The sequence below is a fragment of the Archangium primigenium genome (assembly GCF_016904885.1).
GTDB lineage: Bacteria > Myxococcota > Myxococcia > Myxococcales > Myxococcaceae > Cystobacter > Cystobacter primigenius.
In genome coordinates this window covers 305,842-330,636 of the sequence record NZ_JADWYI010000001.1, presented here as the reverse complement: position 1 = coordinate 330,636, position 24,795 = coordinate 305,842, and the positions used below count along the sequence as shown (strand labels likewise).

The 24,795-nt window shown below is 71.5% G+C and carries 25 protein-coding genes and 1 pseudogene; 9 read left to right on the top strand and 17 right to left on the bottom strand.

All coding sequences use genetic code 11. From position 1 onward, the window contains the following. Positions 1–180: 180 nt before the first annotated feature. The 3 genes from I3V78_RS01415 to I3V78_RS01405 form a co-directional block, all read right to left on the bottom strand. Complete coding sequence (locus tag I3V78_RS01415; protein ID WP_204484522.1) at positions 181–2,139, bottom strand: serine hydrolase domain-containing protein; 1,959 nt, start codon at positions 2,137–2,139, stop codon at positions 181–183. Next, on the bottom strand, positions 2,136–3,617 hold the full coding sequence (locus I3V78_RS01410; RefSeq protein ID WP_204484521.1) for a GDSL-type esterase/lipase family protein: 1,482 nt from the start codon (positions 3,615–3,617) through the stop codon (positions 2,136–2,138). Before I3V78_RS01410 ends, I3V78_RS01415 begins: the two co-directional genes overlap by 4 nt. 89 nt (positions 3,618–3,706) lie before the next feature. Continuing rightward, positions 3,707–4,204 carry a hypothetical protein gene (locus I3V78_RS01405; protein WP_204484520.1) on the bottom strand — a complete coding sequence of 166 codons (498 nt, stop codon included), beginning with the start codon at positions 4,202–4,204 and terminating at the stop codon, positions 3,707–3,709. Positions 4,205–4,340: 136 nt separating this feature from the next. Here I3V78_RS01405 and I3V78_RS01400 point away from each other — a divergent pair, with 136 nt between their 5' ends. Then, positions 4,341–5,465, top strand: a complete 1,125-nt coding sequence (locus I3V78_RS01400) for a hypothetical protein (protein ID WP_204484519.1) — start codon at positions 4,341–4,343, stop codon at positions 5,463–5,465. Positions 5,466–5,467: 2 nt separating this feature from the next. On the opposite strand, the gene I3V78_RS01395 is transcribed toward I3V78_RS01400, so the two are convergent. From I3V78_RS01395 to sitA5, 3 genes and pseudogenes are all read right to left on the bottom strand, one after another. Next, positions 5,468–6,031 carry an imm11 family protein gene (locus tag I3V78_RS01395; RefSeq protein WP_204484518.1) on the bottom strand — a complete coding sequence of 188 codons (564 nt, stop codon included), beginning with the start codon at positions 6,029–6,031 and terminating at the stop codon, positions 5,468–5,470. A 15-nt stretch (positions 6,032–6,046) separates the two neighbouring features. Further along, positions 6,047–6,199: pseudogene (locus I3V78_RS40440) on the bottom strand (AHH domain-containing protein); the annotation flags it as partial. A 510-nt stretch (positions 6,200–6,709) separates the two neighbouring features. Then, entirely contained in the window at positions 6,710–8,086 is a 1,377-nt protein-coding gene (gene sitA5 / locus I3V78_RS01390) for a SitA5 family polymorphic toxin (protein WP_204484517.1), read from the bottom strand. A 493-nt stretch (positions 8,087–8,579) separates the two neighbouring features. On the opposite strand from sitA5, the gene I3V78_RS01385 reads away from it, so the two are divergent. After that, positions 8,580–9,989: a deoxyribodipyrimidine photo-lyase gene (locus I3V78_RS01385; protein ID WP_204484516.1), complete on the top strand. Its 1,410-nt coding sequence runs from the start codon at positions 8,580–8,582 to the stop codon at positions 9,987–9,989. Between the two features lie 18 nt (positions 9,990–10,007). Next, complete coding sequence (locus I3V78_RS01380) at positions 10,008–11,978, top strand: PAS domain S-box protein (protein ID WP_204484515.1); 1,971 nt, start codon at positions 10,008–10,010, stop codon at positions 11,976–11,978. Here the strand turns inward: I3V78_RS01380 and I3V78_RS01375 are convergent. The 4 genes from I3V78_RS01375 to I3V78_RS01360 form a co-directional block, all read right to left on the bottom strand. Beyond that, the gene (locus tag I3V78_RS01375) at positions 11,938–13,470 is read right to left on the bottom strand and encodes a phytoene desaturase family protein (RefSeq protein ID WP_204484514.1); all 1,533 of its coding nucleotides are present in this window, start codon (positions 13,468–13,470) and stop codon (positions 11,938–11,940) included. The two genes, I3V78_RS01380 and I3V78_RS01375, sit on opposite strands and share 41 nt — an antisense overlap. 19 nt (positions 13,471–13,489) lie before the next feature. Further along, a complete protein-coding gene (locus tag I3V78_RS01370; RefSeq protein WP_204484513.1) occupies positions 13,490–14,818 on the bottom strand; it encodes an SGNH/GDSL hydrolase family protein in 1,329 nt (442 codons plus the stop codon). 165 nt (positions 14,819–14,983) lie between these two features. Continuing rightward, positions 14,984–15,544, bottom strand: coding sequence for a hypothetical protein (locus I3V78_RS01365; RefSeq protein WP_204484512.1), 561 nt, complete (start codon positions 15,542–15,544; stop codon positions 14,984–14,986). A gap of 59 nt (positions 15,545–15,603) precedes the next feature. Beyond that, positions 15,604–16,020: a response regulator gene (locus tag I3V78_RS01360; protein ID WP_204484511.1), complete on the bottom strand. Its 417-nt coding sequence runs from the start codon at positions 16,018–16,020 to the stop codon at positions 15,604–15,606. A gap of 309 nt (positions 16,021–16,329) precedes the next feature. Between I3V78_RS01360 and I3V78_RS01355 the strand changes: the two genes are divergently transcribed. Then, positions 16,330–17,505, top strand: coding sequence for a macrolide family glycosyltransferase (locus I3V78_RS01355; protein ID WP_204484510.1), 1,176 nt, complete (start codon positions 16,330–16,332; stop codon positions 17,503–17,505). 37 nt (positions 17,506–17,542) lie between these two features. On the opposite strand, the gene I3V78_RS01350 is transcribed toward I3V78_RS01355, so the two are convergent. Together I3V78_RS01350 and I3V78_RS01345 are read right to left on the bottom strand one after the other, a co-directional pair. Next, complete coding sequence (locus I3V78_RS01350; RefSeq protein WP_204484509.1) at positions 17,543–17,974, bottom strand: hypothetical protein; 432 nt, start codon at positions 17,972–17,974, stop codon at positions 17,543–17,545. A gap of 176 nt (positions 17,975–18,150) precedes the next feature. Continuing rightward, on the bottom strand, positions 18,151–18,516 hold the full coding sequence (locus I3V78_RS01345; protein WP_204484508.1) for a Kelch repeat-containing protein: 366 nt from the start codon (positions 18,514–18,516) through the stop codon (positions 18,151–18,153). 51 nt (positions 18,517–18,567) lie between these two features. Between I3V78_RS01345 and I3V78_RS01340 the strand changes: the two genes are divergently transcribed. Genes I3V78_RS01340 through I3V78_RS01330 form a run of 3 tightly spaced genes read left to right on the top strand, consistent with a single transcriptional unit; the run spans position 18,568 to position 20,498 of the window. Further along, positions 18,568–18,750 carry a hypothetical protein gene (locus I3V78_RS01340; protein WP_204484507.1) on the top strand — a complete coding sequence of 61 codons (183 nt, stop codon included), beginning with the start codon at positions 18,568–18,570 and terminating at the stop codon, positions 18,748–18,750. A gap of 38 nt (positions 18,751–18,788) precedes the next feature. Beyond that, a complete protein-coding gene (locus I3V78_RS01335) occupies positions 18,789–19,952 on the top strand; it encodes a phosphoglycerate kinase (protein ID WP_204484506.1) in 1,164 nt (387 codons plus the stop codon). A gap of 12 nt (positions 19,953–19,964) precedes the next feature. Next, positions 19,965–20,498 (top strand): WbuC family cupin fold metalloprotein, encoded by a 534-nt coding sequence (locus tag I3V78_RS01330; protein ID WP_204484505.1) that lies wholly within the window; start codon positions 19,965–19,967, stop codon positions 20,496–20,498. A 4-nt stretch (positions 20,499–20,502) separates the two neighbouring features. Here the strand turns inward: I3V78_RS01330 and I3V78_RS01325 are convergent, their stop codons facing one another. The 4 genes from I3V78_RS01325 to I3V78_RS01310 form a co-directional block, all read right to left on the bottom strand. Next, a complete protein-coding gene (locus I3V78_RS01325; protein WP_239576246.1) occupies positions 20,503–20,973 on the bottom strand; it encodes an SRPBCC family protein in 471 nt (156 codons plus the stop codon). Continuing rightward, a complete protein-coding gene (locus I3V78_RS01320) occupies positions 20,973–21,314 on the bottom strand; it encodes an ArsR/SmtB family transcription factor (RefSeq protein WP_204484504.1) in 342 nt (113 codons plus the stop codon). Before I3V78_RS01320 ends, I3V78_RS01325 begins: the two co-directional genes overlap by 1 nt. A gap of 288 nt (positions 21,315–21,602) precedes the next feature. Then, the gene (locus I3V78_RS01315; protein ID WP_204484503.1) at positions 21,603–21,788 is read right to left on the bottom strand and encodes a hypothetical protein; all 186 of its coding nucleotides are present in this window, start codon (positions 21,786–21,788) and stop codon (positions 21,603–21,605) included. A 93-nt stretch (positions 21,789–21,881) separates the two neighbouring features. Then, on the bottom strand, positions 21,882–22,082 hold the full coding sequence (locus I3V78_RS01310) for a cold-shock protein (protein ID WP_204484502.1): 201 nt from the start codon (positions 22,080–22,082) through the stop codon (positions 21,882–21,884). 359 nt (positions 22,083–22,441) lie between these two features. Here I3V78_RS01310 and I3V78_RS01305 point away from each other — a divergent pair, with 359 nt between their 5' ends. Together I3V78_RS01305 and I3V78_RS01300 are read left to right on the top strand one after the other, a co-directional pair. Then, positions 22,442–23,191, top strand: a complete 750-nt coding sequence (locus tag I3V78_RS01305; protein ID WP_204484501.1) for a proline and serine-rich protein 1 family protein — start codon at positions 22,442–22,444, stop codon at positions 23,189–23,191. 44 nt (positions 23,192–23,235) lie between these two features. Beyond that, positions 23,236–24,396 carry a dienelactone hydrolase family protein gene (locus I3V78_RS01300; RefSeq protein ID WP_204484500.1) on the top strand — a complete coding sequence of 387 codons (1,161 nt, stop codon included), beginning with the start codon at positions 23,236–23,238 and terminating at the stop codon, positions 24,394–24,396. A gap of 21 nt (positions 24,397–24,417) precedes the next feature. On the opposite strand, the gene I3V78_RS01295 is transcribed toward I3V78_RS01300, so the two are convergent. After that, positions 24,418–24,753, bottom strand: a complete 336-nt coding sequence (locus I3V78_RS01295) for a tellurite resistance TerB family protein (RefSeq protein WP_204484499.1) — start codon at positions 24,751–24,753, stop codon at positions 24,418–24,420. Positions 24,754–24,795: the final 42 nt, after the last annotated feature.

The window sequence follows — 24,795 nt, the reverse complement described above, 5'->3', positions numbered from 1 at the left end:
TCCCTCGGGCGGACCCGGTGCGCGCTCCTCGACCCGTCCGGCGGACCCCGCCCGGGACAGGGCTCCTGAATAGCAGGTGGCGTCCGAAATGTCCGGGCTTCCCGTGATTTCACTGACAGGGGAGCAGGCGGGCGTGCGGGCGTCAGGTCGTCCCGGTGCCCACGCACCACCGGTCCGGATTCAGGGCCGGGGGCGGCGGGGCAGGCCGGCGTTGTCGGGCACGGGGCCCTCGCCAAGCGCGGCGGGCACGGTCCGGCCGGGCGCCGTGCCCGCGGGGGCACGCACCCGCGCGAGCGCCAGGCGCGCCTCCTCCGAGCGCGGGTGCAGGGCCACGGCGCGCTCGAGCCAGCGCCGCTGCTCCTCGGGTCGGCCGAGCCGGGCCTGGTGCGCCGCCACGCGCAGCATCTCCTCGGCGTAGTCGGGATGGGGGTAGCGGCCCGCGCTCGCGGCCTCCACCGAGGACCAGAGCGACTCGGGCCGCGGCACCTCGTCCCAGCGGGTGCGCACCAGCGCGGGCACCTGGGCGCGCCGCCACGTGGCGTCGAAGCGCCGCGCGTCCTGGCGCACCGACTCGCTGAAGCACAGCCCCGCGGGGTGCTCCGCGCGCTCGCACTCGGCGAGGTAGTCCGTGAAGAAGGCGAGCGGACCGCGCCGCGCGTACGCCTGGAGCGCGTCCCGTCCGTGCGCGCGCTCGAGCGTGCGCGCCATCTCCAGGCCCACGTGGATGAGCCGCGCGCCCTCGCGGGGCTGATGCGCGGCGCGCACCCGCGCGAGCGCGGCCACGGGGTCCGCGGCGATGCTCGCGCGCTCGAGCAGGGCGGTCATCTGGGCGAAGGCCTCGGCGAGCGCGGGGGGGCCGCCGGGCTCCGGCATCCCGGGCGGGTCGATCACCCCGGCCTGGTAGGCGAGCCCGTAGGTGAACAGCCGCGCCAGTCCCTCGTGCACCACGGCGTCCACGGGGTCCGCGAGCGCGCCTTCCCGGCGCACGTGGCCCTCCTCGCGCAGCACCTCGATGATCCGGTGGGACAGGCGCCGCATCCGCTTGGCGTCTCCCTCCAGGTTGGTGGCGAGCGCGATGACCACGTCCTCGGCGGGCAGCATGAGCAGCAGGGTGGTGGTCTCGGGCTGGCCCCCGGCGTGGGCCACCACGGCGTGGCCGCGCAGCGGATAGGTGGCGAAGCCCATGCCGTAGTCGGTGGACAGGCCGTCGCGGGTGCTCATGGGGGCCCACATCCGCCGCGTGGTGGGCTCGGACACCAGCTGGTGCTGGAGCAGGGCGCGCCCGAAGGCGAGCAGGTCCTCCACCGAGCCGCGCGTGCCCCCGCCGGCGAAGCGGCTGGAGACGTCGAGGTAGTGCGAGGGCGCGAGCCGGCCCTGCGACAGGCGGTAGCCCACGGCCTGCTCGAGGTCCCGCGTGCGGTAGTCGTCCAGCGCCGCGGTGTGCATGCCCGCGGGGGAGAAGACGTGCGCGCGCAGGTACTCGCCATACGCCTGGCCGGAGACGGCCTCCACGGTGGCGCCCAGCAGGTTGTAGCCCCAGGTGCTGTAGACGAAGCGCGTGCCCGGCTCGGCGACCAGGGGTTTGTTGACGAACAGGGCGAGCGCGCCCGCGGTGTCCAGGCGGCGCACGTTCTCCGCGGCCTCGGGCCCGTCGTAGTGCGACACGCCGCCCAGGTGCCCGAGCAGCTGGCGCACGGTGACGGGCCAGGGCTGGGCGGGCACGCCGGGCACGAGCGTGTGCACCTCCGCGTCCAGGCTCAGCCGCCCCTGCTCCACGAGCTGGAGCACGGCCACCGCGGTGAAGGACTTGGTGATGGAGGCGAAGCGGTAGGTGGTGCGGGGCGTGGCGGGCTTGTGCCGGGCCTGGTCGCGCAGCCCATACCCGCGCACCCAGCGCCGCTCGCCCTGCATCACTCCCACGGACAAGCCCCCATGGGGGCTCCGCGCCAGCTCGGCCCGCACGAGCGTGTCCAGCGCGCGCTCGGTCTCCGGGGACAGCCCCTCCACCGCGGGCGGGAGGGGAATGGGGACGCCAGGGACACCAGGGACTCCAGGGACGAAGGGGTCCGGCCGCGCCTCGGGGATCCGCTCGGCGGGCGTGCTCCCCAGCAGGAGCGCGGAGAGCACCCACGCCTTCATGGGACGGCCTCGCTGGTGCGCGGCGGGGCGGCTCGAGGCGGGGTGTCCGCGCCTTCCACCCAGGCGGTCACGAGCGCGTCGGTGATGAGCTGCCCGAGCAGGTCCAACCCCTGCCCCCGCGGGTGCACCAGGTCCTCGTGCACGAGCCCGGCCTCGACGAAGCGCGCCAGCGAGCCCTCGCCGCCCATGGCGGAGAAGATGTCGAAGAAGGCGCAGCCCTCGGCCAGGGCGATGCGGCGCTCCACGGCGATGACCTCGTCCAGGTAGGGGCGTTGCACGAAGCGCTGGGCCCCGGTGCCGCCGCGCACCGCGTCGATGGGGCCCACCACCAGGCACGCGGCGTCGGGACCGGCGGCGCGCGCGCGGCGCACGAAGTCGCGCAGGCCCTGCTCCACCTCCTCCAGGTTGGAGCGGCCCCACTCCAGGCGCTTGGCCTCGTTGCCCCCGAGGATGAAGACGAGCAGCCGGGGTGCGCGCTCGGCGAACTGGGCGCGGAAGATGTCCTCGTTCGCGCGCAGGAAGAGGTTGGCGTCCGAGGAGGGCACGCCCAGCGTGTCCAGCACGAGCCCCGGGTGCGCGCGCTGCAGCACCACGCCGAACACCACCGCGCCCTTGCCCTCGGCCACCACCTCCAGCGAGCGCGTGCCCTTGGGGATGTCGAAGGCGAGCGAGCGCGCCTCGCCCTCCCCCCGGGGCTCGGTGGCCGCGAGCACCTGGCCCTCGGTGCGCACCGACAGCGCGCCGCCCTCGGGCACGTCCAGCCACCAGAGCGTGCCCCGGCGCTCGCCCTCCACCGTGAAGCGGCTGCGGGCCCGGGCACTCACGGACTGGTGGTAGGTGCCGCTCAGGCCGAAGGGCAGGGGCGCCTGCTGCATCTCCCCGAGCGTGCGCGGCTCCCACTCGCCCTGGGCGTGGCCCGAGCGCGCGCGCGGCCCGTAGGGCGCGAGCCTGTCCACCAGCAGCACGCCCCGGCCCGCGTCGCCGAAGGTGGCGCCCAGCTCCTCGCGCACCACGTCCACGATGCGGTCCCCCGCGATGAGCGAGTTGCCGAACGCGGCGATGGTGGTGGGGCCGGTGGCCCGGGCGGCCATGAGCGCGTCGAGCGACTCGAAGAAGGGCTCGAGCGCGGTGCGGGCGCAGGGCGCGGCCTCGGGGCCCGTGTCGGCGCCGGGCTCGGGGGCCACGCAGGGGTTGTCCAGCCGGGGCGGCGCGGTGCCGAGCTTCTCGCCGAGCTGGTGCAGGCGCAGGGCCCGAGGCGAGGGCGCGGGCCGGAGGCGGCGCACGGGAGCGGGCGCGGCGGGCGGGGCGCTCGCGACGAGCACGGGCTTGGGCGGCTGGGGCCGGGCGGTCCGCTTGGCGCGGGGACGGCGCTGGGGCGCGGGATCCGAGGGGGGCCGGGACAGCCCCCAGGCGAGCACGCCGAGCAGCGGCACGAGGAGGAGGCCCGTCCACCGTCGGGCACGAGGAGCATCGAACATGCGAGGGCGGAGTCTAGACGCAAACCCCGGGGCCACCCAGGAACCGGCCGGCGCGCGCCGACGTCAGGGGACGCCTGCTCGCTCGCTGCTCAGGGGAGGTACTTGAGGGTCCGGCGCGGCCGGGCGGGGGCCTCGGGCGCGGGGGCCTCGGCCTGCGCCACCACCTCGGCCTCCACCACGGTGCCGCCCTCGGGGGACACGGGCAGTCCGAGCACCGTCACCAGCTTGCGGTACGCCTCTTCCAGGCGCCGGTGCAGGGTGTTGAAGGTGTGCTGGGCGGTGCTGGGCATGTCCTCGGTGTAGGTGAAGTACCAGCGCAGCGTGTCCAGACACTCGTAGAACTGGTCCACCACCGTCTGCTCGCGCGCGGGCAGGTGCATGAGCTCGTGGAAGGTGGCGCTCGTGTAGCGCGTGGCGAGCGTCTCCAGCATGGGCGCGCGGCTGCGCAGGCGCGAGAAGAGGATGAACATCTCGTCCCGGCGTGCATTGAGCCGGCGCATGAGGTGCGCGGCGTCCAGCGCGATGAGGTTGCGCACGCGCAGGGTGCTTTCGTCGGTGGCGGCGGGGGCCTTCTTTCGGCGAGCCATGGCGACACCAGTCTACCTGGGCGCCGTCTGCCCACACCCCCCCCCCAGCAAGGTTTTCCTTGCATGTCCAGGCCTGTTTGTGTGAGTTCGGCGCGTGAACTTGAAATCCGCTCCAGACCAGGAAAGTCAGGAAAGCTTGAGCGAGACCCTGAGGGCCATCGTTCACCCCTTTCTCTCGGAGCGGTTGCTGTCGCGCGGGGCGTTGACGCACCTGGACGCGATCAGCGCGCGGCTGCCGGCCCGGCTCACCTCGCACTTCGGCTACGTGTGCCGGCTGGGGGGCGCGGAGGCGCGGGCGGACCTGCAACTGGCCGTGCGGCGGTGGCCGGGCGGGGAGCTGGTGGCGGAGGGGCGGGGCATGGGGCTCTTCGAGGGGGTCGCCTGGGAGCGCCTGCGGGCCTTCTGCGGCCTCTGGAGCCAGTCGGAGGAGGCGCTGGCGGATCGCGTCCTCCACGTGTGGTGGGAGTTCGACGGGGAGGCGTCGGGCGCGGCGGACCCGGTGCCCGCGGTGTACCTGCGGCCCCGGGAGGATCTGCTGGTGCCGGGGGCGGACCTGGGCTGGTGGGCCGAGGCGTCCCGGGTGCTGACGGGCCGCGTCCTGTCGGCGCCGGTGATCGCGCGGGTCGGCCGGTGCCTGGCGGCGCTCCCGCCGGGGGTGTGGGTCTACCAGCTCGCGGCCCGGGGCGAGCCGCGGCCGTCCTCCGCGAGGCTGCGGCTGCGCGGGTTCGTGCCCCACCAGGTGCCGGCCTATCTGGAGGCCGTGGGCTGGACGGGGGATCGCACGGCGCTGGGGGAGGCGCTGGGCCGGGCGTCACCGTTGCTCGACACGCTGGCGCTGGAGTTGGACGTGGGCGAGGAGGTGCGACCCGGGGTGAGCCTGGACTGCTACGTGCGGCCGGGGCCGGATCACTCGCCGCGGCTCTGGCGGTTCCTGGAGGCGCTCGAGGGGTGGGGCCTGTGCTCCGCGGAGCAGCGCGCCGGGCTCATGGCCTTCCCGGGGGTGATCCACCAGGGGGCGGCGCCGGAGGACTGGCCGGGGCATCTGCGCGGTGACGCGCCGTTCGTGCCGCCCGGCGCGGTGAGCGCGTTCGTGCGGCGGCTTCACCACGTGTCGCTGGCGCTGCGGCCCGGCCGCCTGGAGGCGAGCGTCGCCCTGCGGGTGCGGCACCAGTGGTGCTCGCGGACGCAGCTGGACGCGCTGCTGTTCTGGGAGCGCACGGAGGCCCGACGCGGACCCCGGCCGCCCCGCCTGGCGCGGTAGCGTCAAACCTCCTCGAAGCGTGTGCCCGTCGCGCCCATGCGCTCCAAGGCGTCCTTGATCTCCTCGGAGACGATCAGCGCGACCTCCCACCCCTCGGGACGGAACACCTTGGCGTCGCCGACCCGCGCTTTGTCGATGCGCAAGCAGTCCACCCCCATGTAGTGCCCGACCTTCTCGGGCACTCCATGCTCGGGCTTCCAGAAACTCACCTCGGACGCCGCTTCGTCGATGCAGGAGACGCGACGGGTGGTCACGAGGATGCGGTACTGCGCTGACTGGCCTTCGATGTCCGTGACGATGAGTTGCACATCATGGGGGGCACGCTCCGCCAACATCACGGCTACCTTGACGTGGACGACGGGAATTCGGATTCCGGCCTCGGAGAAGTCCAGCGGCTTTCCGTGGGTCTCGATGGCAGTCTTCAACCGTCCCTCCACGCGCAGGGGCGAGCCGCTCTTGAAGTCCCAGTCGTGGACCTCGCGGCCCTGCTCGTCGAGAGGCGTCCCCAAGTGCCAGCGGTGGGGAACCTGGACGTCGTCCGCCAGTCTGAAGAATCGCTGGGACATGGGGTTGTTCTAACGTCATTTCCCCAAGGTGACGAGCCGGTTCAACTCCGTTCCGGGGGTCGAGATTCGTCGGGCGAGTTCATCCAGCGCGGGCCGCAGCCGCGCCCGGCATTCCGCGATGCTGCGACAGTTTCCCAGCGCTTGGTCCACACGAGCGTAGACAAGCTCACTCTTCGAGTACACCGCACTTGATGTGCTTCGAAGAGGCAAGCAGGCACGGCGCGCTCGGGCAACTGGCCAGACGCACACGGGCTGCACACAAACCGCGGGAGAGCCACAAAAGCGCATCAGTCCCAGTGCCGCGGCAACGACCGCGACTCCACGCCTCGCCCTACAAGATGCCATTACAGCGTGTCGCGGTTGAAGATGGCCAGGGAGTGCCATATCAGCCCGTCTCGGCCGTAGAAGAACAGGATAAGACAGTAAGGACTGTCTGACGGCTCATCCGGATGAGGCGTCCACACGAGCCGGAGACCATCCAGAACCCTTGGACCCACGTCCGGAGAGTGGTTTTGGCACTCCGCTGCGAGCGCGTCTGTTGGGTCGAGTTGCCGGAGATCCCGCCACACACCGGCTGGACTGGAGAGAAGTGTCCTCAGCACTTCCTGATGGCGCTTCATGCCAACGATGTCGCCAGAAACGAGTTCCAGCACCACCTCCAGACTCATGGGTTCCATATCACCTCTCGAAGAGAGACTTGAATGCATTGAACTCGTGTTCGGTCGCCAGCCGGAGAACACCACTTTGGACTCTACTCCTGTGCGCGGCCGCGCTGCGCACAGCTACAGTCGTAACGTGCGTACCGTTCTGCTCGAAGATGTGTTCTCGACCGTTCGGACCCCGAATGACGAATCTGTCGTTCTCCGACTGAATGAATACATCGGCAGGGCGAGCGTTCCTCGCATCGTTGAGCGCTGTCCCGACAGGCCGGCCCTCTATCTGTCGCTGCCGGGCATGCTCGGACTTCGATGGCCCGTCCACCGTCATGGCCAAGACATTGGCGGGAAGGACGACACGGATGGTGCCCTCGGCCACGACGACCTTCACCTTGTCCGCCTCCCGCACGGCCGTCAGCACGTCTCGGATGCCGGCATGGGACTCGATCGCACCGGCGGCTTTCGCGAAGCCCGGCAGCTTCGGAGTCTTGGACACCAGCGCGGCCGTCTCCCCCACCGCCGCCGTGCCCAGCAGGAGGAGAATCCGCACGCTGTTGGGCCCGATGACCTTGCCGAAGCGGTCTCCCGCCTCGCGCAGCTCCGCGAACGTGCTGGCCTCCGCCGCCTCCTCCCAGAGCTTGAACCAGGCCCGTACCAGGTCGAAGAGTTCCCATCCCAGGTAGCCCCACATGAGCAGGGCCAGCGCCGCGGCCACGCCTTTGGAAACGGGCTCGGGTGCCACGACCAAGGCCATGTATCCCATGAGGGTGATGCTCAGCGTCGTCCACAGCTGCGTCCTGGAGAACATGCCGCGCAGTTCCGCGTCGCGGGCCTCCAGCGCCGCATTCACTGAGAGCGCCAGGGCCAGGTCGCGCTTGTCCTCGCCGCCCAGTCCCGGCCCGTCCTTGAACAACTCGAGGCAGTCGCCCGGCGTGCCTTGCTGTTCGCAGAAGCTCCCGTAGGACCGCGCCAGGGGCGTGCGCCACTCCTCGCCCGTGAGCGGGAAGGAGGCCAGCGCCAGCTTCCGGTGGAGGTAGAGTGGGAAACGGGAGTCGGCCACCCGCAGCGGCATGTTCAGCACCAGGGTGGCGAGGGCTTCGTTGAGCTCGAAGTCCCTCACCTGCACGGCCCCGAATCGTGTGGGCAGGGAGAGGCGAACCAGCCCGTCCGCAACCTCGCCCTCCTCCGCCCCCCTGGCCTCCGCTTCAGCCGTGGGAGGCCGGGCGTCCTCATGGAAACGGGGTGTCGGTGGCTGGTAGGACGAACCCACCAGCAGGCAGCTCCGAGGAACGCCCGTGGCGCATGCTGCATGGAGGGTGAGGACAATGAGAAACCAGACGCGCAGCAGGAGGCGCAGCGGAACGCCAAGCATGCGCGGGCCAGCAATACGGGTGGACACGGCGCACCTCTGAAAGCGATGCGACCAAAAACCGTCGCTCTGGAACTACACGGAAACGCGGGTGCGCCCGTCAAGCCACCAGGTTGTCCACGGATAAAAAGACCCATTGGGTTGGCTGAGGGCTCGGCAGGCCCCCTCCTGTCGGCGCTACGCGAACCTCACCGTCTCCAGGGGGACATACGGGAATGTCACGTTGTCGAGAACGAGGCTGCGCCCGTCCGTGTCCCACCGCGCCAGGGTGTACGCGCCCCGGGCCTGCTTCATTGTTGGGACTTGTGGCTCTCCCGCGGTTTGTGTGCAGCCCGTGTGCGTCTGGCCAGTTGCCCGAGCGCGCCGTGCCTGCTTGCCTCTCCGAAGCACCTCAAGTGCGGGAGAGCCACAAAAGCGGATCAGTCCCAACTCCCGCCTCCGTCTGTTGGCGAGGGGACGGCGGGGGCGCGGGAGCCCTTGGGGGCAGGCAAGGGCGCTCGGGGGCCATGCTATCCACCCGCCCATGGCGAACAGTCGCATCGAGGACAGCCGCATCCGCACGCTCGGCGAGCGCGAGGCCAAGGGCGGCGACTACGTCTTCTACTGGATGCAGCAGAGCGCTCGGGCCGAGCACAACCCGGCCCTGGAATACGCGGTGCAGCGCGCCAACGCGGCGAAGCTCCCCCTGCTCGTGGGCTTCGGCCTCATGGACGACTACCCGGGCGCCAACGTGCGCCACTACCGCTTCCTCCTGGAGGGCCTCCAGGACACCGCCCAGGCCCTCGCGCGCCGCAAGATTCCCTTCGTCGTCCAGCGCGGCAGCCCGGAGGCCGTGGCGATCAAGCTCGCCCGCAAGGCGGCGCTCGTGGTGTGTGACCGGGGCTACCTGCGCCACCAGAAGCAGTGGCGCCAGAGCCTCGTGGACGAGGCCCGCTGTCCCGTCATCCAGGTGGAGGGCGACGTGGTGGTGCCCGTGGACACCGCCTCGGGCAAGGCCGAGTACGCCGCGCGCACCCTGCGCCCGAAGATCCACCGCTTGTGGAACCAATACCTCGTGCCCCTGTCCGCCACGCCGCTCAAGGTGGACTCCTCGCGGCTCGGCGTGAAGGGCATCTCGCTCGACGACCTCGACGGGCTGCTCGGCCGGATGAAGCTGGAGCGCCACGCGCCGCCCGTGCACCACCGCTTCCAGGGCGGCACCACCCAGGCCAATCGCATCCTCAAGGCCTTCCTCGCCCAGTACCTGCCTGGCTACAAGGAGAGCCGCCCCCATCCCGAGACGGAGCACGTCTCGCACATGAGCAAGTACCTGCACTTCGGCCAGGTGAGCCCGGTGCGCGTGGCGCTCGCCGCGCGCGAGGCCAAGGCGGCGGACCTCGAGCGCGACAGCTTCATCGAGGAGCTCATCGTGCGGCGCGAGCTGGCGCAGAACTTCTGCGAGTACACGCCGAACTACGACACCTACGACTGTCTGCCACGCTGGGCCCGCGACACGCTCCACCAGCACCGCGGCGACGAGCGGCACCACCAGTACTCCCAGGCCCAATTGGAGGCGGCGCGCACGCATGACCCGTACTGGAACGCCTCCATGCGGGAGATGCGCTACACGGGCTACATGCACAACGCCATGCGCATGTACTGGGGCAAGAAGATCCTCGAGTGGAGCAGCACCCCCGAGCATGCCTACCGCACGGCGTTGACCCTCAACAACACGTACTTCCTGGACGGGCGCGACGCGAACTCGTTCGCCAACGTGGGCTGGGTGTTCGGCCTGCACGACCGGCCCTGGGGTCGGCGGGAGATCTTCGGGACCGTCCGCTACATGTCCTCGGGTGGACTGGAGCGCAAGGCGGACATGGACGCGTACGTCCAGAAAGTGGATGGACTCGTGGCCGAGGCCCAGGCGGCGGGAGTCCGGTTCACGGGCGATTGACGGGAAGGAGTGGTTTCTGTGGTCGACGCATCACGCGCGAGCATTCTGCTGGTGGATGACTCCGACGCGGAACTCGAACGCCTGGAGCAGGTGCTCGCCCCCCTCGCGCACCCCTTCCTGCGCGCCCGCTCCGGAGAAGACGCGCTCGCCCTGCTGCTCGCGCACGACGTGGCCTGTGTGCTCCTGGACGTGCAGATGGGGGGCCTGGATGGCTTCGACGTGGCGCGGCTGCTCGACTCCCAGGCCCATGAGCACGTGCCCCTGGTGCTGCTCACCGAGCTGGCGCGGGACGAGGCCCACGTGCTGCGCGCCTACAGCCGGGGCCGGGCGGACTACGTGCTCAAGCCCTACGACGCGGACACCTTGCGCGTCCGGGTCCAGGGCATGCTGGACGCGCACGTGCGCTCGTCCACGCCGCCGGCCGCGCTGGACCGGGTGGCGCGCCACTCGTTCGTGGAGGTGGAGCGGCAGCGCGACCGGCTGCATGCCTTCCTGATGCAGTCGCCCGCCATCATCAACATCTTCCGGGGCCCCGAGCACACCTTCGATTTCGTCAACACGCGCTTCCTCCAGGTGCTCGGCGACCGCGCCTTCGTGGGCCGCACGGTGCGCGACGCCCAGCCGGAGCTGGAGGGGCAGGGCCTCTACGAGCTGCTGGACGAGGTGTACCGCACGGGCGAGCCCTTCCACGGCGAGACGGTGCCGGTGCGCATCGCGGCCGAGGCGGGGGCGTCCCCGGTGGAGCGCTACTACACGTTCACCTACCAGCCCCTGCGCTCGGCGGACGGCCAGGTGCGGGGCGTGGGCTCGTTCGCGTTCGACGTGACGGAGCAGGTGCTCGCGCGCCAGCGGCTGGAGCAGCTCACGCGCGAGCTGGGCCACAACGAGGAGCAGTTGCGCGCCATCATCGAGGGCATCCACGAGCACGCCATCTTCCTCATGTCGCCCGAGGGCATCATCGAGAGCTGGAACCCCGGCGTGGAGCGCGTGAAGGGCTACACGGCCGAGGAGTTCGTCGGCAAGCCCTTCGCCATGGTCTTCACCCCGGAGGATCGGGAGAAGGACTTGCCCGGCCGGGAGCTGCGCGACGCGGCCCGCCTGGGCGTCTACAAGGGCGAGGGCCCGCGGCTGCGCAAGGACGGCACGCTCTTCGAGGCGGACGTCGTGCTCCAGGCGCTGCGGGGCGAGGACGGCATGCTGCGCGGCTACGTGAAGGTGGTGCGCGACGTGTCCAAGCGCCGGCGGGCGGAGCTCGAGCGCGAGCGGCTGCTGCGCGAGCTGTCCGAGGCGGTGCGCCTGCGCGACGGCTTCCTGTCCATCGCCAGCCACGAGCTCAAGACGCCGCTCACGCCGCTCACGCTCAAGCTGGAGGCGCTCGCGCGTCGCATGGCGCCCTCGGAGGCGGACGGCACGCTCCTGTCGCGCAAGGACCTGGACCTGATGCGGCGCCAGGTGGCGCGGCTGAGCAACCTCGTCAACGACATGCTGGAGGTGACGTCGCTGGGCACCGGGCGCATCCCGATGAAGCGCGAGCGGGTGGACCTGGCGGCGCTCTTGCGCGAGGTGGTGCAGCGCTTCCTGCCCGAGGCCGAGCGCTGTGGCTGCGTGCTGTCCGTGGAGGCGCCGGACGTGGTGGTGGGGCCGTGGGACCGCTTGCGCCTGGAGCAGGTCATCGAGCGGCTGTTGTCCAACGCCCTCAAGTACGGCGCGGGCAAGCCCGTGGCGCTCTCGCTCGTGGGCGAGGCGGAGCGGGTCTGGCTCGTCGTGCGCGACCGGGGCATCGGCTTCGACCCCGCGCTCAGCCAGCGCATCTTCGACAAGTTCGAGCGCGCCAGCTCCGAGCGGCACTACGGGGGCCTGGGGCTCGGGCTGTACTTCACCCGCTACATCGTCCAGGGCCTGGGCGGGAGCATCTCCGCCGAGGGCCGGCCGAACGAGGGCGCCACCTTCACCGTGGAGCTTCCTCGGGAGCAGCCCGCCCCCGGGTGATGCGCGCGGCGGTGCGCACCCCGCCCAGCGCCGTGGCCAGCGTGCTCTGGCCCGGGAACACCGAGTCCCCCACGAGCCACAGCCCCTCCAGCACCGGCCGGGGGCTCATGCCCGTGTAGTGGTGCAGGCCCGCGCGCCGGGGCACGCCGCCCACCGCGCCGCCGTCCCGTCCGGTGAAGCGCTCGAAGGTGCGCGGCGAGCCCGGCAGCTCGTGCCGCACGTCCCCCATCCACTCGGGCGCCAGGCGCCCGAGCCCCTCGCGCATCCGCCGCTGGATGGCTTCCACCCGCCGGGCCCGCTCCTCGGGCGGCTGGCCCGCGAGCGCGGCGAGCGGCACGTGCGTGGACACCGTCACCGTGCGCTGGCCCGGCGGCGCGCGGCCCGGGTCGGCCTCGCCGCTCAGGGACACGAAGAGGTGGTTGCCCTCGAGGAAGGGCGCGTCCGGATCCTGGATGAGCTCCAGGTGGTGCGCGTGCGGCGAGGCCCCCGCCGGCGCGCCCACCACGAGGTAGCGCATCACCGCGCCCCAGCCCCCGTCCACCCGGCGCGCGAGCGCGTTCACCCGTGCGGGCAGCCGCGGGGCCGCGGGGCCGAGCAGCCGCGCGAGACCCTGGGGCAGCACGTTGGCCACCACGTGGCGCGTGCGCAGCGGCCCCTGGCGCGTGTCCACCCGCCAGCCACCCCCGGGCTCGGGCACGAGCGCCTTGACCCGGTTGGCCAGCCGCACCTCGCCCCCGGCGGCGGTGAGGGCGCGCGTGAGCCCCTGGGCGAGCTGGCCGATGCCGCCGCGCACATGCCCCGTGCCCCGCCAGTAGTAGTCCATGGCCGCGAGCGCGAACGGGGCCTCGGCCTCGGCGGCGGTGCACTGCACGGTGATCTGACAGAGCGCGTCCAGGTACGTGCGCAGGGGCGCGAAGCCGCGCAGTCCCAGGTGCTCGAGCACCGCGCCGAGCGGCCGGCCCATCCAGCGCGCCAGGGGCAGGTAGCCCCAGGCCCGAGACGTGTGGCGCAAGAGCGCGCGCAGGTCGAGCGGCGGCAGGAGCGTGGGATCATCGAAGAGGGGCCAGAGCGCGTCGGCCACCTGGCGCTGCAGGGCGAAGAAGTCCCCGAGCGCCTGGACGGGCGCGCCGGGCAGGGCCTGGAGCTGGCCGAGGAAGCGCGCGCGGTCGCGGTACACGGCGAGCCGCAGCGCGGGCGTGCGCAGCTCCACGAGCGGATCCACCCAGTCCACGGTGACGTCCAGGCCGAAGGCGCGCACCCACTGGCCGAAGAGCTGCGACTCGGCGAGACCGGAGAAGAGCGTGGCCCCGGCCTCGAAGGCGTAGCCGTCGCGGTGGAAGGTGCTGGCGCAGCCGCCCGGGTAGTTGAGCGTCTCGCAGAGCACCACCCGGGCCCCGCGCCGCGCGAGCTCCAGCGCGGCCCCGAGGCCCCCGAAGCCCGCGCCCACCACCACCGCGTCATAAGGGGCGTTTGAAGAAGGGGCGTCTGACATGCCCCGAGCCTACCCGCGCTCAGCGCCCGGGGTAGCCGTCCTCGCCGGGCACCAGTTCAGGAGCGGGCAGGGGCTGCACGCCCGCCTCGGCCTTCACGCCCGCGGCGCTCAGCACCCGGACGACCTCGGCCGCCATCACCTGGTGGCCGCGCGCGCTCGGGTGGATGCCGTCCACCTCCAGCCCGTCGATGAACAGGTGCACGTTGCCCGGCTGGCGCGTCACCGCCTCCAGGTCGATGAGGTTCGGGAAGGTGGTGCGCACCCAGTCGTTGAACGCCAGCCGATCGCGCTTCACCGCCGTGTAGTCGCCGTGGTTCGTCTTCTCCTTGGGCAAGAGCGTGCTCACCCACGGCCGGCACAGGGGCGACAGCCGCGACACCAGCGTGCTCATGCGCGTCTTGAGCCCGGTGATGTCCAGCGAGGACAGGTCATTGGTGCCCAGGAGGATGACGCAGTCGGTGATGCCCTTGAGCGAGAGCACCTCTTGATCCAGGTTCTGCAGCTCGTCGTAGAAGCCCTGGCCGGAGACGCCCGCGTTGACGATGGGCACGCCCAGCTGCGCCTCGGCCACCGAGGGCCAGGCCTTGCGCGTGTCGTCGTGGTCGGTGATGTAGCCCTCGGTGATGCTGTCGCCGATGGCCACGAAGGCGCGCGCCGGCGGGCCCTCCACGTCGATGGTGGCCAGGCCGATGCCCTTGGCCCACGCCGTGCCGCCCATCGCGCCCGGGGTGCTCGCGTACGCGCCCTGGCGCGAGTAGCTGCCGGGCAGCGTCTCGATGGCGCTCACCGCCAGCGCGCCCTGCACCTCGAAGGACACGGCGAGCTCGTCGCGAAAGCCCACGATGAAGGGCACGGGGTCGGACTCCACGCGCTTGCGCGCGCCCGCCGTGAAGCCCGCCGCGCCGCCGAACGTCACCGCCACCGGCGCCGTGGCCAGCGAGCCATTGGGCCCCGCCTTGGCCACCGTCACCTTGGTGAGCACCATGGTGCCGTCCCCCGAGCGGAAGGCCAGCCGGATGCGGCTGCCCGCGCGGCCCATGGGCACCCGCAGGCGGTAGGTCGTGGCGCTCGTGCTCTGCGACCAGCGCAGGGCCTGGTGGAAGCCCGGCTGGAAGAGCGGCGCGAGCGGCTTGGGTGGGGTATTGGACTCGTCCGGGCGCACGGGCCCCACGATAATCGTGTCCTCGGGCAAGGGCTGCGGCTGCCCGTCCGAGGGCGACGTGGGCGCGGGCAGCTCGCTCGGAGCCTCTCCCGGAGCGGGTTCCAGATCGCCGCTCTCGGGCCCACATCCGGCCACGAGCAGCGCCCAGGCTCCCACCCACTTCCAACTCCGACCCATTCCGCCCATGCCGCCCCTCCCAGGTGATCGCGCTGCAAGGGTGTGCACTCCTGGCGCCGATGGGGAGATGCGCTGTCGTCGCATCCGGGACGAAAGAAGCCGGAAAACCAGAAGGCCTCCCCCCGCCCTGGAAGCGAGGAGAGGCCGGGGTCACCGCCGCGCGGCGTCAGGGCTTCACGGCAGGAAGCGGGCGAGCGCGTTCCACTTGAAGCTCTTCGAGGCGGTGTTGTCGAGCCACGTGGACACGCCGATCAGGCCCGCCATGGCGATGATGCTCACCACGCCCAGGCTGTTGACGAGCGTGGTGGCGCGCTGGACGTCCTGGGGCGCCTCGGGCGCGGCCTTGAAGCCCGAGTCCATGGGCACGCCGTCCTTGAGGGAGCGCTTGGCCAGGAAGCCCCCGGTCACCGTGTTGACCAGGCCCGTGAGGAGCGTGACGCCCAGCAGCACGTCCTTGGCGATGACGAGCTTGCGCGCGTCCGAGGAGATGGCGCGGCCGTCGATGCGCGAGCGGCCCGCGAACCAGGTGAGCGCCGTGGTGCCAATGCCCAACATGCTGATGATGTTGAAGCCGTTCCACGCGGCGTTCACGATCTTCGCCCGCTCCTGCTTGTTGGAGATGAGCTTCACGGACGGGTTGAGCGCCGTCTGTCCGAAGAGCGAACCGCCGAATCCGGCGGCGAGACCCAGGTTGTGCAGGACGTAGGCGCTGGTGGTGAAGGTCGGTGCGAGCATGGTGGTCCCCTCCTTGGGGCACTGCGTGAAGTGGTGTGTGCTGCGGTGTGGGAGTGAAGCTACACACGGGGTGAGAGGTGGCAGATCGGGGCGAGATGCCCGCCCGTGGAGCAGGCGGCCCGGCTTGGAGCGCGCTCGATGCAGCGGCTGACGACCTCCTCGAAGCGCGAGAGCGTGGTGGCCTTGGAGAGGAAGGCGGTGACGCCGGGGGCGTGCGGGTCGCGCTCGGCGCTGTGCATGATGATGGGGATGCCCTGGAACTCCTCTTCCTGCAGGAGGCACTGGCACAGCTCCACGCCGCTCATGCGCGGCATCTGCCAGTCCGTCACCACCAGGTCGGGCCGGCGCGCGTGGGCGAGCGCCAGGGCCTCGTGGCCGTCATGCGCCCGCAGCACCCGGTGGTCCATCTGCTCCAGCACCTCGGTGTAGAGGTCGAGGAACTCGGGCTCGTCATCGACTAGCAAAATCGTGCTCATGGCCGCACCGGCTCCTTTCCCCTAAGACACGAGCGATCCTGGCTCCGGGCGGAGGCCCCGCGACGTTCCCCCTCCGGGGACGCTCCGCTCACTGGCTCACATGTAAGATGTGGTGCGCATCGGCCCGGATGACCACTGGTACGGCCGAGGTGCCCGCCTGCTCCGCCGCTGGAGGCGGAAGGGGTGAGGGGCCCCGGCCTCTCCCTCTTGCACGAGCCCCGCTCCGGACGGAGGGCGAGCAGAGCGACAAGCGCTCGCCGCGCCGCGCCATTAGAGTGCGCGCTCCCTGAATCGATCCGGAGAGCGGTCATGGCCCGAGGCGTCTTCTGCAACGTCCCCTTCCACGGTCACACCAACGCCACCTTCCCCGTGGTGCGCGAGCTGGTGGATCGGGGCGAGGAGATCATCTACCTGCTCACCGAGTCGTTCCGGGGCCCCGTGGAGCGGGCCGGGGCGCGGCTGTTGCCCTACGTGAGCACGGTGGAGGCGGACCTGAAGGCGGGCACGGTGGGCTTTCTGCCCGCGCGCATGCCGGTGGAGGGCCGGGCGGTGCTGGAGCAGGTGGTGGAGGCGGTGCGCGCGCTGCGCCCGGACTACCTCGTGTACGACCCGTTGTGCATCTGGGGCTTCTTCCTGGCGCGCATCCTGGGGGTGCCCGCCATCTCCTTCCGGCCCACCATGGTGGTGGGGCCGCACTCGCCCGCCGCGGCGGCGTTCCTCCAGAACGCGAGCGCGCGGGCGCCCGAGGCGTTCGCGCGGGCGGGACAGGCGCTGGCCGCGCTCGCCCAGGAGTATGGGCTGCCGCCGGTGGACCTGTGGACCGCGATGCGCCACACGGAGCCGCTCAACCTGGTGTGCGTGCCGCGCGGCTTCCAGGCCGGGGGCGACACCTTCGACGAGCGCTACGTGTTCGTGGGGCCGTCCATCCGCGCGCGCGGCGACACCGGGGACTTCCCGCTCGCGCACCTGGAGGGCGGGCCGGTGCTCTACATCTCGCTGGGCACCGTCTTCAACAACTGGCCGGACTTCTACCGGATGTGCTTCGCGGCGTTCGGCGGCACGTCCTGGCGCGTGGTGCTCGCCACCGGGCACGCGGTGAACGTGGCGGAGCTGGGCGAGGTGCCCGCGAACTTCGTGGTGCGCCCGTCGGTGCCCCAACTGGAGGTGCTCGAGCGCACGAGCGTGTTCGTCACCCACGGTGGGGCCAACAGCCTGATGGAGTCCTTCGCCTACGGGGTTCCGGTGGTGGTCATCCCGCAGATGGCCGAGCAGCCGCTCAACGCCGTCCGGGTGGACGAGCTGGGCCTGGGCGTGGCGCTGCAGAAGGAGGCCGTCACGGTGGAGGTGCTGCGCCAGGCGGTGGCGCGCGTGGCGGCCGAGCCCGGCTACCGCGAGAAGGTGGCGGGTCTGCGGCAGGAGGTGCTGGACTCGGGCGGCTACCTGCGCGCCGCCGAGGCCATCCTCGCGTTCCGCCCCGGCGCCTGAGTCATCCAGGGGGCGCGGTGCGTCCGAGCACCGCTCCCTACTGATCCGAGATCTGCATGAAGATGTCGTTCGTCGTCGGGTCGCTCACGCCACGGCCGTCCACGGTGACGTTGATGCTGTTGCCGCTCGCCGCGCTCTTGTCCTGGGTGTCCGCCGTGACGGCGAAGCCATTCTGCGCGAGCAGGTTGACGTACTGATCACCCCCGCTCGACGACCAGAACCGCGTGGGGATGCCGATGCCATTCACGCTCGCGACGCTGACGTCGCCGATCTCCAACGTGTTCCCATTGGGGACGGTCAGGCCGCACGTCACGGACTGCCTCGGGGGGAGCGTGCCCTGCAGGTTGGCGGGCTCGTCGAACCGGACGGCGGTCTGGTTGGAGATCTGGGTGAAGTCGTAGCTGATGCTCTTCGTGCTGTTGTTGGCGACGGTGATCTGGGTGTGCTTGACGTTGGTGAAGGTGGCCATGATGTTTGTCCTGTCTGGGTGGTGAAATCACGCGGGAGCCGGAAGGCGTTGCCGTCTGGCTCCGTCGTGGTGAAGACAGGAATAGATGGAGCGTGCGCTCGAGGCTGTGCGCCCGCTCACGGCGGGGGCGTGACGCGCGTCACACGTGGCCCTCGACGTGCGCGCGCCCCCGCGCCTCAGGGCGTGTAGAGCTCGGCCGAGGACAGGTACGCGCCCGAGGCCGTGCCGCCCACGACGAGCACCCGCCCGTCGGCGAGCCGCGCCACGGCGGGCCGGCCGCGCGACTGGTTCATGGGCACCGCGCGCCAGGTGCCAGTGCCCGGGTCGTACCGCTCGGCGGAGACCGCGTCCGGGGTGCGGGTGCCGGCCACCTCGAGCACCTGGCCATCGGACAGCGCGACGGCCCGGTGCTGCATGCGGGAGCCCGTCGTGCGACCCGTGGCGCTCCAGGTATTGGTCGCCGTGTGTCCTTCCCGCGCCAGGACCATGCCGCTCGTGGCGACCCAGCCCGAGGGCGGGGCGCAGTCCGGCAACCCCTTCACGGCGAAGTCGTGCGAGGCCGTCAGGGCGTGGCCCCATGGGTGACGCGGACCATGACGAGGGGCCGCGTGCTCGAGGGCACGCAGGCGGGCGCCGTCCAGGTGACGCGGTTGGTGGTGGCGCCGTTCTCGGGCCTGCCCAGCGTGCCGAGCCTGGTGCTCCAGGCGAACATCAGCGGGCTGTCCTCTTCCACGCGGCGCGAGAGCGCGTCCAGACAGGGCCCGGAGATGTGCTAGGCACGGCCCCGTCGAAGCACCCACGGGAGGCTGTGCCAATGAGCGTCATCAAGATGGCGGACCTGGATCTGTCGGGCAAGCGCGTGTTCATCCGCGCGGACTTGAATGTGCCGGTGAAGGACGGGCGCGTGACGTCGGACGCGCGCATCCGCGCCACGCTGCCCACCCTCGAGGCGGCGCTCAAGCAGGGCGCCAAGGTCATGGTCACCTCGCACCTGGGCCGCCCCACCGAGGGCGAGTACAACGAGGAGTTCTCGCTCAAGCCCGTGGTGGACTACCTCCAGGAGAAGCTGCCCGGCAGCCGGGTGCGCCTGGTGAAGGACTACCTCGGGGGCGTGGAGGTGGCGCCCGGCGAGCTCGTCGTCCTGGAGAACGTGCGCTTCAACAAGGGCGAGAAGAAGGACAGCGAGTCGCTCGCCCAGAAGTACGCCGCGCTCTGTGACGTCTTCGTGATGGACGCGTTCGGCACCGCGCACCGCGCCGAGGCCTCCACGCACGGCGTGGGCAAGTTCGCCCCCGTGGCCTGCGCGGGCCCGCTGCTCGTGGCGGAGCTGGACGCGCTGGGCAAGGCGCTCAAGAACCCCGCGCGCCCCATGGTCGCCGTGGTGGGCGGCTCCAAGGTGTCCACCAAGATGGACGTGCTCAACTCGCTGGTGAAGATCGCCGACACGGTCATCGTCGGCGGCGGCATCGCCAACACCTTCGTCGCCATCGACAACAAGGTGGGCAAGAGCCTGCACGAGAAGGACTTCGTCGAGACGGCCCGCAAGCTCCGGGATGAGTACAAGATTCCCGTCCCCACCGACGCGCGCGTGGGCACGGAGTTCTCCGAGACGGCCGCCGCCACGGTGAAGCCCGTGTCCCAGATCCAGGACAACGAGGAGATGATGGACATGGGGGATGCGTCCGCCCAGCGCGTGGCCCAGCTGCTCAAGGACGCCAAGACGATCCTCTGGAACGGCCCGGTGGGCGTGTTCGAGTTCCCCAACTTCCGCAAGGGCACGGAAGTCGTCGCCCGGGCCATCGCGGACAGCGACGCGTTCTCCATCGCGGGCGGTGGAGACACGCTGGCCGCCATCGACATGTTCGGCATCGAGGACAAGATCTCCTACATCTCCACGGGCGGCGGCGCCTTCCTGGAGTTCGTGGAGGGCAAGACCCTGCCCGCGGTGGCGATGTTGGAGGCGCGCGCGCGCAAGTAGACTCGGGGGGCCATGACCGCCCCCCACCGCCGTGCCCTGGATGCTCCCGAAGGAACCCTCGTCGTGCTCTCCCGCGCCCAGGTGGACGCGGCGGCGGAGGCGGCGAGGGCCAGTGACCGCCAGCGTGTCATCCAGCCCCTGCACAAGAGCGAGGCGGAGCCGCTGCAGCGCATGTTCAACGTCATCCAGCCGGGCAGCTACGTGCGGCCCCACCGGCACGTGCGGCCGCCGCTCGCCGAGTCGTGGGTGGTGCTGCGCGGGGCCGTGGCCTTCTTCACCTTCGAGGACGACGGGCGCGTGCGCGACTGCCTGCGGCTGGAGGCGGGCGGCGAGCGCTTCGGCGTGGACCTGGGGCCGGGGCCCTACCATGGCCTGGTGGCGCTCGAGCCGGACACGGTGCTCTTCGAGGCCAAGCAGGGCCCGTACGCGCCGGCCAACGAGACCACCTTCGCGCCGTTCGCGCCCGCGGAGGGCTCGCCCGAGGCGCGGGTGTACCTGGAGGCCCTGCGCGCGGAGTTCCAGCGGCGCGAGGCCTCGCGGGGGTGAGCCGCTACAGGGTGGCGAGCAGCTCGGCGAGGCGCGCGAGCGTCTCCTGACCGCCCTGATCGGCGCCGTACTTGCGCGCCTCGACGAGCACCTGGGGGTTGGGAAACACGAGGTGCATGGTGAGGCGCGTCTTGTCGCCCTGGGCCTCGAACGTCACGGTGACGTGGAACTGCTTGTGCTCGGTGAAGGTGCCGTGGTCGTAGACGAGGCGCTCGGGGCGGACGACCTCGCGGTAGGTGATGAGGTTGTCGAAGGTGCCGTGCTGGGCGTGCGTCATGAGGTACTTCCAGGTGCCGCCGGGGCGCGCGTCCATGGACTCGGTCTGGGTGGAGTAGCCCCGGGGCCCCCACCAGCGATCGACATGCTCGGGCTTCGTCCACAGCTCGAACACGCGCTCGCGCGGGGCGTCGTACACGCGCGTGAGGAGGATTTCCCGGTCGGTGGTGCTCACCACGTCGCGCTTCATGTCGATCATCACTTGGTTCCTTTCGAGGGCTGCTCGAGTTCCTGCAGGTAGTCGCCGAGCCGATCGAGGCTCTCGTCGAAGAAGCGGCGGTAGTGCTCGAGCCAGTGCGCCACCTCCTTGAGGGACTCGCCCTCCAGGCGGCAGGGGCGCCACTGGGCGGAGCGGCCGCGCGAGATGAGCCCCGCGTGCTCCAGCACCTTGAGGTGCTTGGAGACGGCCGGCAGGCTCATGTCGAAGGGCGCGGCGAGCTCGTTCACCGTGGCCTCGCCCGTGGCCAGCCGCGCGAGGATGGCCCGGCGCGTGGGGTCCGCCAGCGCGGCGAAGGTGGTGCTCAGACGGTCTGGGCTCATGGCGTACTTAACCGGCGGGTTGATTAACCTGCGGGTTAATTAACGCCGGAAGCCGTGGCCGTCAAGGGGGTGCACGATCGCGCACGGAGTGGGGGAGGGTGCATCGACCGCTGTTCCAGCGCCTCGCGCGTCTGGCGGCGTGCAGCTTGCCTCGCCAGGACGGAGGGCGACAGTTCGGCCGTGCTTCACTTCATCCCGTCGGGTGCCTCATCCAGGACAGCGGGCCCGTGCTGGGGTGCTGTCCCGGATGAGCCCGGACGGAATGTTCACCGCGCATACGAAGGGGGCTCAGAACCCCTCGGGCAGCGGCTGCGGTCCGGGCACGATGTGGGCGATGTCCGGGTCCACGTCCCCGGGCTGACGCGTGGGGCGGGCCTCCCGGTCACGCTGGCGCTCCTCCTTCTTCTGCTCCTTGTCCCGCTGCTTCTGCTGGCGAGCCATTTCCTTCTGTCGCTTCGTCGACCTTCCCTGCATGGTTGCTCCGCGGATAGAGGAAAAAAGAGGCCCGGCCTCACAGGAGACCGGGCCCCTTACACTAAAAGTAAGGCATGTGCGTCGCGGGTTCAGCTACTCCGCGCGCACGTTCTGGGCCTGCAGGCCCTTGGGGCCCTTCGTCACGTCGAACGTGACCCGCTGACCCTCCTGGAGGGTGCGGAAGCCGTCCATGTTGATGGCGGTATGGTGGCAGAACACGTCCTCGCCACCGTCCTGCGCGATGAACCCGAAGCCCTTCGCGTCGTTGAACCACTTCACGGTACCAGATGCCATTGACTTGATGCTTTCCTGTACAGCAGGGCGTCCATCGCCAAACTGTCCGCTCATTGTCGAGCGCAGATCGGACCTATACCCCGCTCGTCTTGAAGTCGAGGCAGGAAATCTCCCGACCCCTTTTTCAGGACATCCGGTGCACGGGCACGATCATCCGGAAAACAGGGCTCGCCGCGCCTCTGTTCCCAGCGTCATCTGGAGTCCGAAAAGACCCCGTTTTCGATGCGCTCGCTCGCCTGCCTGGTCGGCCTCCAGCCGAGGGCGCGGTTGCCGTGGGAAGGGAATGTTTGAATGCGCACGCCGTGGGCGCGTCAGGAGGAGTGGATGCGCCCGGCGCATCCTTCCCGAGAGAAGAGCCCATGAAATCGCTGCTCGCCGCCCTGGTGTTGCTCGCCGCCCTGTCCGCCTCCGCTCAAACCACGCCGTCCATGGCGCCGCCCTCGGGTGAGCCCACTGGAGCGTCGCCTCCGGGCGCCGCGTCCTTCCGCGGGGGCGGCTCGGACCGCGGGGGCGGCTCGGATCGCGGGGGCGGCTCGGATCGCGATGACGACCGGTGGGGCAACGGCAATGGCAACGGCTCGCGCGCCACGCCCGTGGTGGTCGAGCGCGAGGAGATGGAGCAGCGCATGGCCCGCATGGAGGCGTTGCTGGCCGAGGCCCTGGAGCGCGGCCGCCGGTGGGAAGGCCGGGACCGGCTCAACGCGGCCTACCAGGAGCTGAGCGCCCTGCGGCGGGTGGTCCAGTCCGCGCCCGACGCGCGCTCGTACTACCCGCCCCAGCCGCCGCCGCGGCCCACGCCGGCCCCGCCCCCGCCCCCGATGTACACGCCCATCGCGGACGGCGCGCTGCGCCGCATCACGGACGCCGTGTCGCGCGAGTCCATGTCCGACAACAAGATGCGCGTGCTGGAGCAGGCGATGGGCGGCCACTCCTTCCTCGTGTCGCAGGTGCAGCAGATCCTCCCCCTGTTCTCCTTCTCCGCGGATCGGCTCAACGCGGTGCGGCTGCTCTGGCCGCGCGTGCTGGACCGGCAGAACGGCTACCAGCTCAACAGCTCCTTCTCCTTCTCCAAGGACAAGCAGGAGCTGCAGCGCATCCTCTCCAACTGAGCGGCACTGGTGGGGGGGCCTTTCGGCCTGATTGAATGGCCCCCATGCGTCCTCGTTCACGCGCGCGGCGGTGGTGGCTCGGAGGCGTGGGCGCGCTGCTGCTCGCGGTGGGCCTGGCCGGCGCCTGGATCCGGCCGGGGTTGTCGTTCGTGGCGCGCGCGGCGGGCTTCCAGGACGGGCTCGCCGGGCGCCTGGCGCGGTGGGACCGCGGGCCCGTCACCCTCTCGGATTTGGACGTCCCCTCGCGGCATGGCCCCCTGCGCGCCCGGCTCCACCGGCCCGCGCGACCGGGGGGCCGCACCGTCCTCCTGGTGCCCGGGGTTCACGCCGAGGGCGTCGACGAGCCCCGCCTGAACCGGCTCGCCGGAGACCTGGCCGCCCAGGGGCTCACGGTGCTCACGCTCGAGCTGCCGGACCTCTTGCGCTACCAACTCACGCCCCGCGCGCCGGACATGATCGAGGACGCGGTGCGCTGGGCCGCCGGCCAGCCCGCGCTCGCGCCGGACGGGCGGGTGGGGCTCATGGGCATCAGCTTCTCCGGAGGCCTGTCGCTCGTGGCCGCGGGGCGGCCCGCGCTCGCGGGCGCGCTCGCCTTCACCGTGTCGCTGGGCGGTCATGGGGACCTCGCGCGGGTGCTCGCCTTCCTGTGCACGGGCGTCCAGGCGGATGGCCAGGCGCGCCGACCCCATGACTACGGCGTCGTCATCCTGCTGCTCAACCTGGCCGATCAGCTCGTGCCGCCCGCGCAGGTGGAGCCCCTGCGCGAGGGCATCCGCACGTTCCTGCGCGCCTCGCACCTGGCGATGCATGACCCGCGGCGCGCGGAGGAGACCTTCGCCGAGGCGCGGCGTCAGCGCGAGCGCCTGCCGGAGCCCGCGGGCACGCTCCTGGGCCATGTGAACGCGCGGGACGTGGCCGCGCTCGGGCCGGTGCTCGCGCCCCACGTGAAGGACTTCGCCGGGGCGCGGGCGCTCTCGCCCGAGGGCGCCGCGCCGCCCACGCACCGGGTGTTCCTGCTGCATGGCGCGGAGGACACCGTGGTGCCCGCCCTCGAGGCCGAGCGCCTGGCGCGCGCGCTCGAGCCCCGGACCCGGGTGTGGCTGTTGCGCTCGCCGCTCATCGGCCACGCGGAGCTGGGGGCCGTGGCGGACCCCTGGGAGGTGCTCCGGCTCGCGGCGTTCTGGGCGGCGGTGCTCGACGCCTGAGCGGGTCCGGGCGGGCCGGGCTCAGGCGGGCGGCAGGCCCAGCATCTCGCGCACCTGGCCGAGCATCTCCTCCTCGGCGAAGTGCACCTGGCTGTCGGTGGCGATGAGCGTGCGCACCGTGGACAGCACTTCCTCCGGAGACTGGCGCAAGAGGCCCAGGTTGGGCACGGGCAGGGGCTCGCCCAGCTCCAGGCACCGCTCGAGCCGCTGCAGCTCGTGCGGGGGCACGCTCCAGCGGCGCGCGGCGCCAATCAAGGCGTGGGCCTCGCGCGGGTCGAGCTCGTCGTCGCTCCAGGCGACCTGGAGCAGCAGCTTGAGCAGTTCGATGTAGAAGCGTTCGTCGGTGGGTGAGGTCATCCCGGTGTGTTCTCCGCGAGGGGCAGCGTCGCTCTTTCGCTC